Source organism: Acidobacteriota bacterium (assembly GCA_016715115.1).
GTDB lineage: Bacteria > Acidobacteriota > Blastocatellia > Pyrinomonadales > Pyrinomonadaceae > JAFDVJ01.
In genome coordinates, this window is the sequence record JADKBM010000016.1 from 1,044,042 (window position 1) to 1,057,603 (window position 13,562).

Genomic DNA, 13,562 nt, shown 5'->3' on the forward strand with positions numbered 1-13,562 from the left:
ATTTTACCCCTCTCATCATTCCCTAATAGTATTTCTGCCTCCCACATTGCAGTCATTCTGGAAAAAACCACTGACTGCACTTGAATAACGCTCGCCTTCCGGTAATGTGTCGTCAACGGTGAGATCGAGTTTGTCAACCAACGCTATGTCTAGATCTGTTGTTCCCGAAATACTCACAGGGAACAATAAATGTACTACTTCGTGCAAAAGCACGGTTCCGCGGGGTCGCCCGAGAGACGAACGGTAATAGATCGTTCCGAAGCCCTGTATCGCCCCTCGAGGTCGAAAAGTCATAGATGCCATCGGACCATCAATCCGACGATCAAATGTTTGACCCAACGTTTCACCAGGCAGCGACCAAGCGTTGCCAATATAAATCGCGGCTGGGTTATTCTCAATCGACATCGACAAAGCAGTTGTACCGGTTGATCCGTCAACCGGCAATAACCCTCCTGATCCGAATTCCAGTTCAAGGTTCGTCCCAAAAATGGCTACGTTTTCAATGTCAACCAAAGGCGCATTCTTCAACAACCAAAGTGCTTGTTCCTTAATTCCAAGCTCATCCAGTACATTAAGACAGTCCTCAGGAATTCCATCAGTCCTCGGTGGACCTCTGCGACTCTTCCGATCATCAGTGAAAATCCTATAAATCGGCTGTCCGGCCGCAATATTCATCGAGGAATCGCCCGCGATGTCGCGCGTGATTTCGGCGGTATCTTCTTCATAGCCCACAAGCATCGCCGCGTAGCTTACATTTTCGTATCGACCAGCGATATCGGAGAACGGCGCCAAGGGACCGTAATCAGTGAATCCTTGCAGTGCTTCGCCCATTCCGAAAAGGTGGAACGCAAAGTCGCAGGGCGTCGGAATTCCGTCAACAAAACACTCACCGCCTCCGGAGTCACCGAATCCCGAATAGCCGTTCGGATTCTCGTATGGATTGAATGTCCGCCCGCGCTCGGCCAGCGGGTTCGTGAGGCACAGATAATTGGAGTTGACGCCGAGCGGATCGGTTTCAACACGGCTCGAACCGCCGATCCCACTGGCGGCGACGCTGCCGTTGCTGTTGGTGTTGACCGACGAGTTTCCGCTCGGGTCGGACATTTCCCAGATTACCTGGTCGGACGCCCCTTCGGTGATTTTCTGGGTCGCGAGACGGGTTCCTGACGCATAGACGAATGTCTGCCGTTTCGATCCGTCATCTTTTGCTTCGCTGACGATCTCGCCGCTCATTGCCGATGAGCGGATATAGTAGTTGCTGGAAGGATCGCCCCAATCTTCTTCTTCCGCGTCCCAGATCCTGCGTTTTCGTTTCAACTCCTTTCCGTCGCCGTCGTGATAGAGCTCGATCTCGTACGCTTGTGAATTATCAAATGTTTTGGTCATGCCGCCGGCTGCGTTGTAGATTCTGTTAATCCCCTCGCCGCTCGTTTGACGCCCGTCCGCATCGTACGCGAATCCCTGTTTGGTGTTGCGGTTGTTGACAAAGGAATAGTCGAGGATGAATTCCGGGTCCTCACAGGCGACTCCCGGCCGCCAATCGCCGGTTCGATCCGTCAACTGTCCGAACGGACTGAAGTCAAAGTTCTCTCTGAACGGTATTTTGGTTTCGTCGGGTTCGGTTTCGCCGCGCGCCTCGGCGCCGGTTCTTGTCTGTTTCAGTTTGTTGCGGAAATCGTACTTGAACAGCCGATCGAACTTCGGTGTGACCGGATCGCCGATGTATCGGAGATTGCCGTCATTGTAGTACTCGTACTGCTTGTGCATCAAAACGGTCGACGTACTTGTCTTTGTCACCAGGAAGTCCATTGCCTGCAACCGGTTGCCGAACGTCGCCTCCATCCGCACCCCGTTGCCGTAGTTCAACGCTTTTGGCGTTCGCCATGCCCGATAATCGACGCTCGAAAGATAATTGGTGACATCGGCGAAAGATGTTCCGGTGACCGATGCGAGTCTGCCGATACGGTCCTGGCCGTAATTGATCCACTTGCCGTACGGATCCTTTACTCCTGACAAATCCCCGCTTAGGCTGTAAACGTAATCCAGTTTGAACCGGTTGTTTGATGTCGGAGCCAGCGGCAACGAATCCGTGAATTGCCGTGTTTCCGCAATCATTTGCGACAGCGAGTTGTATTCATACTGGACGTTTCCAAGCCCGTCGGTCATCGCCGTCCGGTTTCCGAGCGCATCGTATGAGAACCCGACGGTCGCCGCCGCCGGAATACCTGATCCCGAAGGAATCGAATAACTGATCTCGGTCGGAAGCCCGAGATTGTTGTATTGATAGCTCGTTACCACATCGCGCGCGTCGGTGACGTTTGAGATGCTGCCGTCAGGGTTGTAGTTGTAAACCGTGTTCTTGCTTTCGCTTTGTTCGGGCCGATGCGAGGTCTTGAGACGGCCGAAACCATCATAGGTCATCGTACTCGTCTGGTGCGGATTGTTCATTACCGCCGTTCCGTCGAACTGACGGACGAGGACTGGCTGATCAAGCCCGTTGAAGGTCTTGGTCGTTGAAGAATAAACGCCGCCGGTCCAGTTGAGGGTTTCGGCTTTCCAATCGCGCCCGAGAATGTCCTGGTAAATCTTCTGGGTCCGCCGTGCCGTCTGGTTCGGGTCGTCATCGCGTGGAACAACGGCCCCCTGTATCGTCGTTACCTGTCCGCCGGCGCAGCCGCAGCCTTCGTAGCTGATGAGCTGATCCTTGCCGTCGGAGCCGGTTGAGTCGGTCGGGATATTTCTGATGACCCGGCCCTTCCAGTCGTACTCGGCCGAGTTCCAGAGCCAGCCGCCGCGGGCGGCGTCCTCGTTCTGTAGCGTCCAGCCGGAATTCACTTCCGATGGTACGCTTTGGCGCTTTACCTGTCCGAGAATGTCGTACTCGGTTTGAACACCTGACCACGTTAGAGTCGCGCCGTTCGAATCCCACGTCATCGGAGTCCGCGATCTTCTGACGCGGCCGGCGCCGTCGGTCCAGGTTTCGGAAAGGACTTCGTCGGCCGTGTTGCCGGCTCCGTTGTTGTCCGTGTCAACAATGGTCGAATAGACCTTCGACTCAACGCCCGTGTCGGGATATGTAAACCGTGAGTAACTGTATTCCTGAAGCGTTCCCTGAATGTCCTTCCAGACCGAATCTCTTTCGATCCTGCCGAAGTCATCGAATCTTCGGGTCGTTTTCTTGCCATAGGTGTTCCCGGCCGGTGCCGGGGACGTTGCCATCACGTTCGCGCCCGTATCGGAGCGATATTGGACTTCAGAGTAGCTTCCGGCGGGATCGTAAAGCTTCGTCGGATAGGCGTAGGTGTTGCGCGTTGTGGAAGTGTCGTTGAAGTTGTCGGCGTAGCTGATCTTCGTCGTCCGGGTTGAGGTCGATGTCCACGGCGAAACTTGCGCGACCGGAGCTCCGGCGATGTTGTATTTTGTTTCCGTCTGAATGTACTCGTTCAAGTCGGGAACGCTGTAGCGTTTTCTCGATGTCAGATTCCCGCGTCCGACCGTGAACGACGCGCCGTAAGCGCTGTCATGCCTGATGACGTTCGTGATGTTCTGCTCAAGTGACGTATCGCTGAAGTCTCCCTGGTCGTAAAAGTAGTCGACCTCCGATACCTTCTCCAATTGAAGGGTCGACTGATCGTATCCCCACGAAATCGTTTTCGACGGCAATCCGATGATTCTCCGCGAAACGTATGCCGTATCAAGATTGTAGGCGGTTGTCGACTTCTTGTGCAAGAAATTCGTCGCCCCGTCTTTGACGCGGACCTCGCTGACGAGTCCGTATTCGGCGACCGTCGTGTTGGGGATCAGACGATAGTCGATCTCCGTGATCTTCCGGTTCGATGTGTCGCCGACCTCGGATGCGGTGACGCGCGGATTGGTGATGTAGGAAGCATTTGTGTCATCCTGCGTCCATTGGTTCCAAGTCCAGCGCTTTCGTTCATTGTTTGCCCAGTCCTCGGTGGCGATCGTCAGGCCTTCCGTCCAGCCGGATGAACCGACCCACGTTTTCGAGACGGCGCCGTGCGGATGCCCCGCCATTTCGACTTCGATTCTTGTTGCCGTTCCGGTGTGGCCGCCGAGATCGTACGTCTGATTGGGGTAAGTTCTGATCTCGGTCTCGATGAACTGCTCGGTTCCGCCGACGATGTTGAAGTTTTCCGTTTTTGACCAGGTTTTTGAGAAACGCGGACAATCTTCGGGCGCCGTTCCAGGTGTCTCCAGATCCGTCTTGACTTCATTGAGCTGATGCCCGTCGGCCGCCTTGTTCGTGATCTTCCAGACCTGTCCGTATGAGTTGTAGCTGAAGGCGGTGCTTGGCCCGGTGCCGTTGGTTTCCGTCGGGAACGTGACTTTGTCGAGCACCTTGAGCGAAAAGCCGTTGCCGGGACCGATCACCGAAAGCCCGTTGAAGTTGGTGTTGATCTCTTTCGTCGTATAGGAAAACGTCGCGTACGTGCGCGTGAAATCGCTGTCCGCGCCGTTGTTCGTTTTCCAAGTCTGCGTGACTGATATAGGAAGCGCTTCGTTGTTGTAATTGACGGTGACGACGCGTCCCAGGGTATCGGTCACGGTTTGAAGCAGTCCGTTCGCGTCGTGGTTGATCGAGATGTAGTTGCCGTTGCGGTCGGTGATCTTCTGGCAGCGATAGGCGCCGTTCTTCCATTCGTAATCGGCGCGCGTGCCGTCGGTTCCGGTGACGGTCAGCGTGAGACTGTCCGCCGGATCGTTCGGGCCGGCCGTGCCGTTGATCTTGAGCTCGGCGTAGCTTGAATCGGCAGTTTCGAAGATGTTCGAATTGGTCGTTTGCCGGAACTCGGCGTGGCCTCCCGAGGGCGTGACCATCAGATAGGCGAACTTTTCAGTCGTCGCGTCATAGTAGACCGGCTCGATCGTCGGAAACCCGAAGCGGAATCCGGGCGTCAGGTTCGAGTTGTCGGCATTGAAGACAATCGTGTTTGTCGCCGGATCCTTGGTCCAGACCAACGAGTTGTAGGAAATGCCGAAACCGGCGTCGAGACCGGCGCGCCCCGGCAAACCGAAAAGCGATGTTCCCCACGCGAAATTCCGCGAATAAAGATCCGTACCTCCGGTTGCGTTTTTCGGCGACAGCCGGACCTTGGCGAAATCATAGCTGTAGATGTAGCCGCCGATCTGTTTCAGATACGCCGAAGAAACGGCCGTGTCGCCGGCGACGCCGAGCGTTTCATAGGTGTACGAGTTGGCCGTTCCGCTGTTGACTATGTACCAGGTGCCGTTTGTCGGCCGCCAGACCGCGAAATCCGCCTTGCCGTCGCCGTCGTAATCGGCCGGAACGGGCTGGTCGCCGTAGCTTCCCCAAAACTCAGTCAGATAGGAGTTGTTCGAATCCCCGCTCTTGGCGGCGTACCAGACGCCGGTGGTGCCTCGATAGACGGCGAAGTCCGTCTTGCCGTCGGCGTCGTAATCGGCCGGAACCGGGATGTCGGACGCGATCCCCCAATGGAAAGTGAAATATCCGGCGGTCGATCCCGAAACGTGCCAGTCGCCCGACGAAGGCCGAAAAACAGCGACGTCCGTTTTGCCGTCACGGTCGAAATCGCCCTGCGCGGTGATGTCGCCGGTCGCGCCGAAAGCGCTTGAAACCGTCTGGCCGTTTGTGCTTTGTTTGATCCACCAGGTGTTTGTCGAGGGCCTGAAGACGGCGCAGTCCGAAACGTCGTCGCCGTCGTAATCGCCGACTACCGGCCTGTCGCCCGAGGCGCCGAACGAGACCGTCTCGGTCTGGCCGTTCGAACTCTTCCTGATCGTCCACGTCCCGGCGCTGAAGACGGCCATGTCGGTCTTGTCGTCGCCGTCGAAATCTCCGGGCGCGATCGTCGCCGATGATGAGCCCACTGTAGCCGTCGTGTAGTTGGCGCCGTTCGAGTTCTTTACTTTCCATTCCGAGTTTGAAGGATGGCGCCGCGCGATGTCGGCCTTGCCGTCAAAATCGAAGTCGAAATCGACGCTCGCCGCGGGCTGCGGAGGCGGAGGCGGTGAGAATGCATTGGGATCGGCCGGAACCGGGCGCGAATCGGGCTGTTCAAGACCCAACGGAACGCGGGGCCCTGCAAACAGTCCGACCACGTAATCTCCGGCAAGCGAGACCGATGCCACGAGATGCGTGCGAGCGCCGTTGTCACGGCATTGGTTGATGAAATCACGAACGGCTCGGGTGGGGTCGCATTCGGCGCCGCTTCAACCGGAACGGATCGAGGGCCTTTCGCCGAAACCGCCGCGAAATCCCCGAAAAGAAATGTCGGCGAAACAAGTGCCGCGAGGAGAACGACGGAAGTAAATCTAATCAAAGCAGAGGTGAAGGGGGTAAATGAACGAATCGCACGTGAAAAAGCCATATTTCCTCCGAACATCCGGCCCACGGCTTTCCTTTTCTATCGAACGCGGGCGGGAAATCCCAAAACCAAACCGAGGGTTGTCCCGACTCGTGCAAAGCACGGCCCCGGTTGCCCGAGCGGTTTTTTTTCGCTTACACTTATTAATGGTTTTTTCGGCCGAAATCTTACACATTTATTTTGAAAACGATGCAAAAAGCCCGGTCCCGGCGCTGGAATGCGTTCGATCCATCGTTGCCCGGCACCTTTGAGTTTCATCGATTGAGGCGTTTACCGCAGCCGTTTACCCTTGGACCGGATTGCGCAGTTGTTTTTGTTTAATCAGAGCGTCGGTGCTCGCCGTTCGCTGCCCGGCGGCTTTGTTGGTTGTATCATTTCGATTCTGAATTCGTAACCATTTTGAGTGAACATCTTCGTGCCGCATCGTGCCCTTGGTGGTTTTTCTTAACCACGAAGCGCACGTTGGACAGCCGTGATCGGCTATTCGGATGTACCGGTCTTCCGGGGATTATCAAACTGCGAAAAGGCCAGGCCGTTCCGCACATCCGGGCGGCAAGCCGCAACGCGGGACATAAAGACCGAACGACAGCGTGGCCCAGTGCAAAGTATCCAAAATCCCTATAATTTATACTTCACTTTCTTTCGCCTCAGCTCTCCTTCCTCGACGTCTATATTCTGCAGCCGGATCGTCACGTCGGCGTTCAGATCAAGTCCTGAGGACTCGCCCTGCAACAGTCTGAAGTGCCCGGCGGCGGCGATCATCGCGGCGTTGTCGGTCGACAGATGCCGCGACGGAAAGTAGACCGGGATGCCGCGCGTTTGACCGAAACTCTCTGCCGCTTCGCGAAGCGCGAGATTGCACGCCACCCCGCCGGCAACGATCAGAGTCTTCGGACAAAACTCGTCCGCGAGTTTCGCGACATTGATCATCAAACTCCGGATAACCGTCGATTGAAAGCTCGCCGCGATGTCTTTGATGATCTGCGAAGGCTCTTCGGCATCGACAGCCGGTTCGACCGAGTTCTCCCGAATGTATCGCGAAACCGCCGTTTTCAATCCGCTGAAGCTGAAATCCGGACGTCCGTCCGAGATCTTCGCAATCGGAAACCTGATCTTTTTTGAATCGCCGCCGCGCGCGATCTTTTCGATCACCGGACCGCCCGGATATGGCAAACCGAGCATTTTTCCGACCTTGTCGAACGCCTCGCCGGCGGCGTCGTCGCGGGTCCGTGAAACGACCTTGTATTTGCCTTCTTCGGGAATGTGGAAAAGGTTGGTGTGCCCGCCCGAGACGATCAGCGCGAGCGCCGGAAACTCGACCGGCGGGTTTTCGAAGTTGACCGAGTAAACGTGTCCCTCGATGTGATTGACGCCGACGAGAGGCTTGTTCAATCCGAACGCCAACGCTTTTGCGTAACTGACGCCGACGAGCAGCGATCCGATCAGTCCCGGCCCACGCGTCACGGCGATCGCGTCGATATCCGCGAATCCGACCTTCGCGCGCTCAAGCGCCTCGCGGACGACCGGCTGGATCTTCTCAAGATGTTCGCGCGCCGCGAGTTCCGGGAAAACGCCGCCGAAGGGCCGATGGAGTTCGATCTGCGACGATATCACCGACGACAGCATTTCCCGGCCATCGCGCACAACGGCCGCGGCGGTTTCATCGCACGAACTTTCGATTCCCAAGACAAGCACGCTACAATTATATCAGCCGGCAAGGAAAACTAAACTTTGGTCCACGTTTCGACGATCTCCCAGGTCTCGCGTTCGACCTCGACGCCTTTAGGGAAATGCTCCAGAAAATCGGCCCGAAGCCTCGCGGCGTCGTGCGCAAGGTAACCGTCGAGGGCACTCGTTTCATACTGGATGCGGTAACGGTTGCCGGAACGGGTGAACTTCGCGCCGGAAAAATATCCGGTCGCGAGCAACTCCGGGATATGTCGTCGACGCATATATTGCTCGTAGTCTTCGATCAGATCCGATCGCACCTTTGTCGTTATCTCGTAGATTATCATTGTGAACCAACCAGGATTTGCAACGTAAAGATACGTTAGCACATCTTTTCAAACTATAATCCGGAGAGAGTTTGATGACTTCAAATGCCTTGAGATACATTGCGTGCGTCGTTTTCGCCGTTGTCTTGCCGATCGCCGTGAATGCGCAGACGCCCCAGGTTGCGAGCGTCGTGCATTTTCAGCATACGATCGAATCGACCGTTCTCGGCGAAAAACGAACGATCCTCGTCCATATTCCGCCGACTTACGCTCGTTCGAACAAACGTTATCCGGTCGTTTATATGACCGATGCGCACGCGCCGCAGAACGCGATGATGGCCGGAATCGCCGAACAGCAGGCTTGGGGCGGGATGATGCCGGAAGTGATCATCGTCGGGCTCCAAAACATCGACCGCTCGCGCGACCTGACCCCGACCAATGACGGAAAAGGCGGACGCGTCGGCGGCGCCGACAAGTTTCTGCGTTTTATCGAAACTGAGGTAATTCCCCTCGTTGAGCGAGACTACCGCACGCAACCGTTTCGACTAGTCGCCGGCCACAGCCTCGGCGGGCTCTTCGCCGTTTATTCGTTTGTCGCGCGGCCCGACCTTTTCAACGCATACATTGCCGCGAGCCCGGTTTTGCATCGGGACGATAACTTTGTCGTCAAGCGGGCCGCGGAATTGCTGAAACAGGATCGCGATTGGAAGAAATCGATGTTCATCTCGATCGCCGACGAACCGGACTATCTGGGCGGTTTCAACGCGTTTCAGGATCTGCTCAGGAAGTCGAAACCGAAGAACTTCGCATTCGAATTCCGGCAATTCAAAGACGAGAATCACGCCTCCGGAGTCCTGCCGGCGTACTATGCAGGGTTTCGGAAGATCTTCGAAGGTTGGACCCCGCCGGTCGGGGGAACGATCGCCGACCTTGAAAATCATTACAAAAAGCTTTCGGCCAGATTCGGTTACCCGATTCCCGTTCCGGAAGACATTTTGAATCGCGCCGCCTATGCGATGCTGAACGCGAATCGGTTCGAAGAAGCGATCGCGCTCTTTAAGAAGAACGTCGCGACTTATCCGGACTCGGCAAACGTCTATGATTCGCTCGGCGATGCGTACGAAAGGAACGGACAGTTCAAGCTTGCCGCCGAAAACTATGAACGGGCCTTCAAAATGGCGGAAGCGTCGGGCGAAACGCAGCTTGCGAGTGTTTCAAGACAAAAGCTGGAACGGGTCAGGGCAAAAATGAAATGAGACGCAAGGCATTGATAATTCTGATATCTTTACTTGCCGTCTCGGCGGGGTTTGCCGTCGGCGAAGCCGATCCGTCGTTCAACCAAACCGGAACGGTCCTCGTCGCGATCGGGAACTCGGTCAACGAGTTTCACGATCTCGCCGTGCAGCGCGACGGCAAAATCGTCGCCGCCGGTTACTCATTCAACGGCAGTGATTACGACATCGCGGTTGCCAGGTTCAACCCGAACGGTTCGCTCGATCCGGCTTTCGATGGCGACGGAACGCTGACGACCGATTTTGGAAGCGGAAACGACTACGCGCGCGCTCTGGCTCTGCAAACGGATGGCAAGATCATCGTCGCCGGGTCTTCTGCAAATGGCGCATTCTTCGATTTTGCTCTTGTCCGATACAACGCCGACGGCAGCCTCGACCGTTCGTTCGGAACCGACGGAAAGGTCCGGACACAAGTCGGTTTCGCCTTCTCGGCCGTTTTCGACATCGCGATCGATTACGATGGGTCGATCATCGCCGTCGGCGAGGCCTTCGGCGACGAAAAGGACGCGGCGATCGTCAGATATGATTCCAAGGGCCGGCTCGATCTGCGATTCGACAATGACGGAATCGTCCTTGCCGCGCTCGTTCCGGAAGCCAGTGATTCGGCGCTTTCGGTGGCGATTCAGCCCGACGGGAAGATCGTTTTTTGCGGTTATTCAACTCCGTCGCCATCGTTAGCGGTCGCGTCGGAATTCGTGGTCGTGCGTTTGAATCGAAACGGCGCCTACGACGCATCGTTCGACGGCGACGGGAAAGCTTTTCTCACTTTCGGGACCGAGAGCGAGTCTGCCGGCGAGGTCGTTCTCCAATCCGATGGCAAGCTCATCATCAGCGGACGCTTCGGGCAGTTCGGCGGCAACGGCATTCTAATTCGTTTATTGTCGAGCGGTGCCCTCGACACGACGTTTGCGACCGACGGAAGCAAGGAATTCAATAACGAGGCCGTTAACGGCCATACGGTTCAGCCGGATGGCAAGATTCTCGTCGCACGGCGTGGTGGAACATTCCCGGATTGGACCTATGGGATTTCGCGATTCACCAGTGACGGCGAAACTGACGCGGACTTCGGCAACGCCGGAACGGTAACTACAGCATTCGCCGGACCGCTGGCGCTTCAGCCGGACGGCAAGATACTCAACGGTTCAACCGTCGGAAATTCATTTGCGATCTCGCGTTTCCTCGGCGATTCGCCGATCGCGCCGACGGCCGACATTTGGGGTCAGGTCGTGGATTCGAACGATCGCCCGGTCCGCAACGCCCGCGTCACGATCGTGAATGCGCAAACCGGCGAAACGCGCATCGTCTCATCGAATCAGTTTGGCTATTTTCGGGGTCGGGGCCTGTTGACAAACGATATCTATCGGCTCCGAACGAATTCCAAGGCGAACTTGCTGCCTGAACTTTCTCTCCGCTTGTTTGCCGATGTCAACGGTTTGGTGGTTGCGGCATTTTAGAGTTTATTGACGATGCGGGAGCATCGGCAATCCGCGGTGCAGGTCAGACGCCGTCCGTCGGTTGCGGCGCTTGCCGTCGCAGCAGTTTCAACTATAATGTCTCTCCAATGAATTATTTCAGGGCCGGACAATTCTTCGGGAAGACCGACACGACCCGCATCATCGGAGGCGTGACGGCGACCGAGACCGAATACGATTACCGTTACGTCGACTGGCATCATCACGAAAACCCCTACTTCTCGTTTGTCGTCGCCGGCAATTGCCGCCACATCAACCGTCGGCGCTCGTATGATTGCTCGCCCGATTCGCTTTTGTTTCACAATTGCCATGAATCGCATCGCAACAGTCGAACGGGCGGGATTTCAAAGGGATTCCAGATCGAACTAAGCCAGGATTGGTGCGGGCGGTATGAAATTCGGCTCGACCGGCTGGCGGATAGCGTTTTAATCGATCGCCCTGACTCGCGAATTCTCTTCTACAACGTCCTCAAGGAGTTCAAATTCGGAGACAACGCATCGGCGACGACGATCGATTCGTTGCTTGTCCGGATATTTGGCGCAATTGCTCCAAACGAAACGCGCGTTGACCGTTCGGTCCCGCGCTGGGTAGCGAAAATGGATGAGATTCTTCACGCGTTTCCGGAAAAGGAATTCTCGCTGCTTGAGCTGGCGCGGGAACTGAACGTTCATTTCGCCCATATATCACGCGATTTCGGGCGCTATTTCGGATGTAATTTCAGCCGCTATGTCCGCAAGATCAAAGTTGAACGATCTCTCGGTTTGCTTCGCCGGAGCGAACTTTCGCTGATCGATATCGCATATATGTCTGGATTCTCCGACCAAAGCCACTTCATCCGCTGCTTCCGCGAATTCAATGGTTTGACGCCAAAAGAGTTTCGACGGCTGCTCGCGTAAGATTCCCGCGTTTCACGCAAAATTCATTCTATAACTCGAAATCCAGCTCATATATCGTGGTTGTATGCCGGCGATCAAACCAAGAGTTATCGAATTTCGGAACGTTGAATTCGTCGATGGGCAACCGATCAAACTATATGCGTTGACGCATCGCGCCGTCTTCGGATCTGAAGAGACATTCGCTTCGGCCCTCAAGCAACTTCCCGATTGGCTGAACCTCGCGGCGGCGATCGAAGCCGAACCGTCGCGGGCCGGATTCCTGATCGTTCACGAAGGGCACGACGGCGTTTGGACGCTGCTAAACCGCTGGCTCGACGGCGAGATGCTGCACAGCGTCACTTTTTTTTCCGATCACGAACGCCCGGGTGAATTTCGGCGGCTGGCCGTCGGATCGATGGCTTGTGTCTGGGAACTTGATTTGATCATCGCCGAACGCCGCTTTTGGATCGAAGAATTTCTGCAAAACGCCGAGGCTTCAAGTCTCGAAGAGTATCTCCGCAGAGGTAAGACAGGCTTGACCGACTGACAATGAATCACCGAATCAGAAAAGCGGAAATTCAGGACCTTCAAGACCTCGCCGTACTCCTTGCGGAACACGCGGCGTTCGAGGGTTCGGTGATCGAAATGACAGGTAAATCCGACTGCTTGCGCGCGGCGTTGTTTGGCGAAACGAGGCGAATTGAGTGTTTGGTCGTGGTTGACGAACGCGACGCGCTTCTGGGTTATGCGACTTTCGGGAAACAGTTCTCAACCTGGGACGCAGCCGAATATATGCACCTCGACTGCCTGTTTCTACGGCCAAAAGCACGAAACGCCGGAATCGGTAAACGTCTGTTGCGCCGAGTCGCTCAACGTGCCCGGGAAGAAGATTGCTTCGAAATGCAGTGGCAAACGCCCGTGTCGAATGTTCTCGGCTTGAAGTTCTATTTGCGCCTCGGCGCTACGAAAAAAGACAAATTTCGCCTCTTCGCCGATCGCGAAACGATCGACGAACTGGCCTCGGAGGAAAAATGAAAAGATCGGACATCAAACAGCCGCCCTGTTATTTTGACAAATACATCGACCTCGTTCCCGACGTCGAGCTGGCCGACGCGTTTCGCGCCAGTCTCGATGAACTCGACGGAGTTGACGTCGCCGCGCTCGATCGGGTCGGTGACAACGTTTACGCTCCCGGGAAATGGACGGTGAAGGACATTCTTCAGCATTTGATCGACGCTGAACACGTCCTCTCTTATCGCGCGCTCCGAATCGGCCGCAACGACAAGCTGCCGTACACCGGTTTCGACGAAGCCGAAATGGCCGCCAATGTCAGCACGGCAAATCGGACCGTGGCTGACATCCTCGACGATCTTCGAATCGTTCGAAAATCGACCGCCGCGATGTTCGCGACTTTCACCGACGAAGCGGTACAACGTTTCACGGTTGTCAACGACCGCCAAATGTCGGCGCTGGCGTTTGGCTTCTCGATCATTGGGCATCAGAAATACCACCTGGAAATCATCCGCGAAATGTATGTTCCGTTGGATCAAATGTGAGTCTT

General features: G+C 55.8%; 9 protein-coding genes. 6 read left to right on the plus strand and 3 right to left on the minus strand.

Going from position 1 to position 13,562, the window contains the following annotated elements:
• Positions 1–15: 15 nt before the first annotated feature.
• The 3 genes from IPN69_22500 to IPN69_22510 form a co-directional block, all read right to left on the minus strand.
• Positions 16–6,069 carry a hypothetical protein gene (locus IPN69_22500; GenBank protein MBK8813477.1) on the minus strand — a complete coding sequence of 2,018 codons (6,054 nt, stop codon included), beginning with the start codon at positions 6,067–6,069 and terminating at the stop codon, positions 16–18.
• 917 nt (positions 6,070–6,986) lie between these two features.
• Positions 6,987–8,063 (minus strand): tRNA (adenosine(37)-N6)-threonylcarbamoyltransferase complex transferase subunit TsaD, encoded by a 1,077-nt coding sequence (gene tsaD / locus IPN69_22505; protein MBK8813478.1) that lies wholly within the window; start codon positions 8,061–8,063, stop codon positions 6,987–6,989.
• A gap of 29 nt (positions 8,064–8,092) precedes the next feature.
• Positions 8,093–8,383, minus strand: coding sequence for a DUF4286 family protein (locus tag IPN69_22510; protein ID MBK8813479.1), 291 nt, complete (start codon positions 8,381–8,383; stop codon positions 8,093–8,095).
• Between the two features lie 74 nt (positions 8,384–8,457).
• On the opposite strand from IPN69_22510, the gene IPN69_22515 reads away from it, so the two are divergent.
• The 6 genes from IPN69_22515 to IPN69_22540 all read left to right on the plus strand — a co-directional run bounded on the left by IPN69_22515 (position 8,458) and on the right by IPN69_22540 (position 13,557).
• Positions 8,458–9,618: a tetratricopeptide repeat protein gene (locus tag IPN69_22515; protein MBK8813480.1), complete on the plus strand. Its 1,161-nt coding sequence runs from the start codon at positions 8,458–8,460 to the stop codon at positions 9,616–9,618.
• Complete coding sequence (locus IPN69_22520) at positions 9,615–11,108, plus strand: carboxypeptidase regulatory-like domain-containing protein (GenBank protein MBK8813481.1); 1,494 nt, start codon at positions 9,615–9,617, stop codon at positions 11,106–11,108. The genes IPN69_22515 and IPN69_22520 overlap by 4 nt, the downstream gene beginning before the upstream one ends.
• Positions 11,109–11,215: 107 nt before the next feature.
• Complete coding sequence (locus tag IPN69_22525) at positions 11,216–12,022, plus strand: helix-turn-helix transcriptional regulator (GenBank protein MBK8813482.1); 807 nt, start codon at positions 11,216–11,218, stop codon at positions 12,020–12,022.
• 64 nt (positions 12,023–12,086) lie between these two features.
• Positions 12,087–12,548, plus strand: coding sequence for a hypothetical protein (locus IPN69_22530; protein MBK8813483.1), 462 nt, complete (start codon positions 12,087–12,089; stop codon positions 12,546–12,548).
• 2 nt (positions 12,549–12,550) lie between these two features.
• Entirely contained in the window at positions 12,551–13,036 is a 486-nt protein-coding gene (locus tag IPN69_22535) for a GNAT family N-acetyltransferase (GenBank protein MBK8813484.1), read from the plus strand.
• A complete protein-coding gene (locus IPN69_22540; GenBank protein MBK8813485.1) occupies positions 13,033–13,557 on the plus strand; it encodes a DinB family protein in 525 nt (174 codons plus the stop codon). The genes IPN69_22535 and IPN69_22540 overlap by 4 nt, the downstream gene beginning before the upstream one ends.
• Positions 13,558–13,562 lie beyond the last annotated feature (5 nt).

Bases quoted from the DNA above. Each gene is read 5' to 3' on its own strand.
- IPN69_22525 (MBK8813482.1), top strand. From the start codon at position 11,216: ATGAATTATTTCAGGGCCGGACAATTCTTCGGGAAGACCGACACGACC.
- IPN69_22515 (MBK8813480.1), top strand. From the start codon at position 8,458: ATGACTTCAAATGCCTTGAGATACATTGCGTGCGTCGTTTTCGCCGTT.
- IPN69_22535 (MBK8813484.1), top strand. From the start codon at position 12,551: ATGAATCACCGAATCAGAAAAGCGGAAATTCAGGACCTTCAAGACCTC.
- IPN69_22520 (MBK8813481.1), top strand. From the start codon at position 9,615: ATGAGACGCAAGGCATTGATAATTCTGATATCTTTACTTGCCGTCTCG.
- IPN69_22510 (MBK8813479.1), bottom strand. From the start codon at position 8,383: ATGATAATCTACGAGATAACGACAAAGGTGCGATCGGATCTGATCGAA.
- IPN69_22530 (MBK8813483.1), top strand. From the start codon at position 12,087: ATGCCGGCGATCAAACCAAGAGTTATCGAATTTCGGAACGTTGAATTC.
- IPN69_22540 (MBK8813485.1), top strand. From the start codon at position 13,033: ATGAAAAGATCGGACATCAAACAGCCGCCCTGTTATTTTGACAAATAC.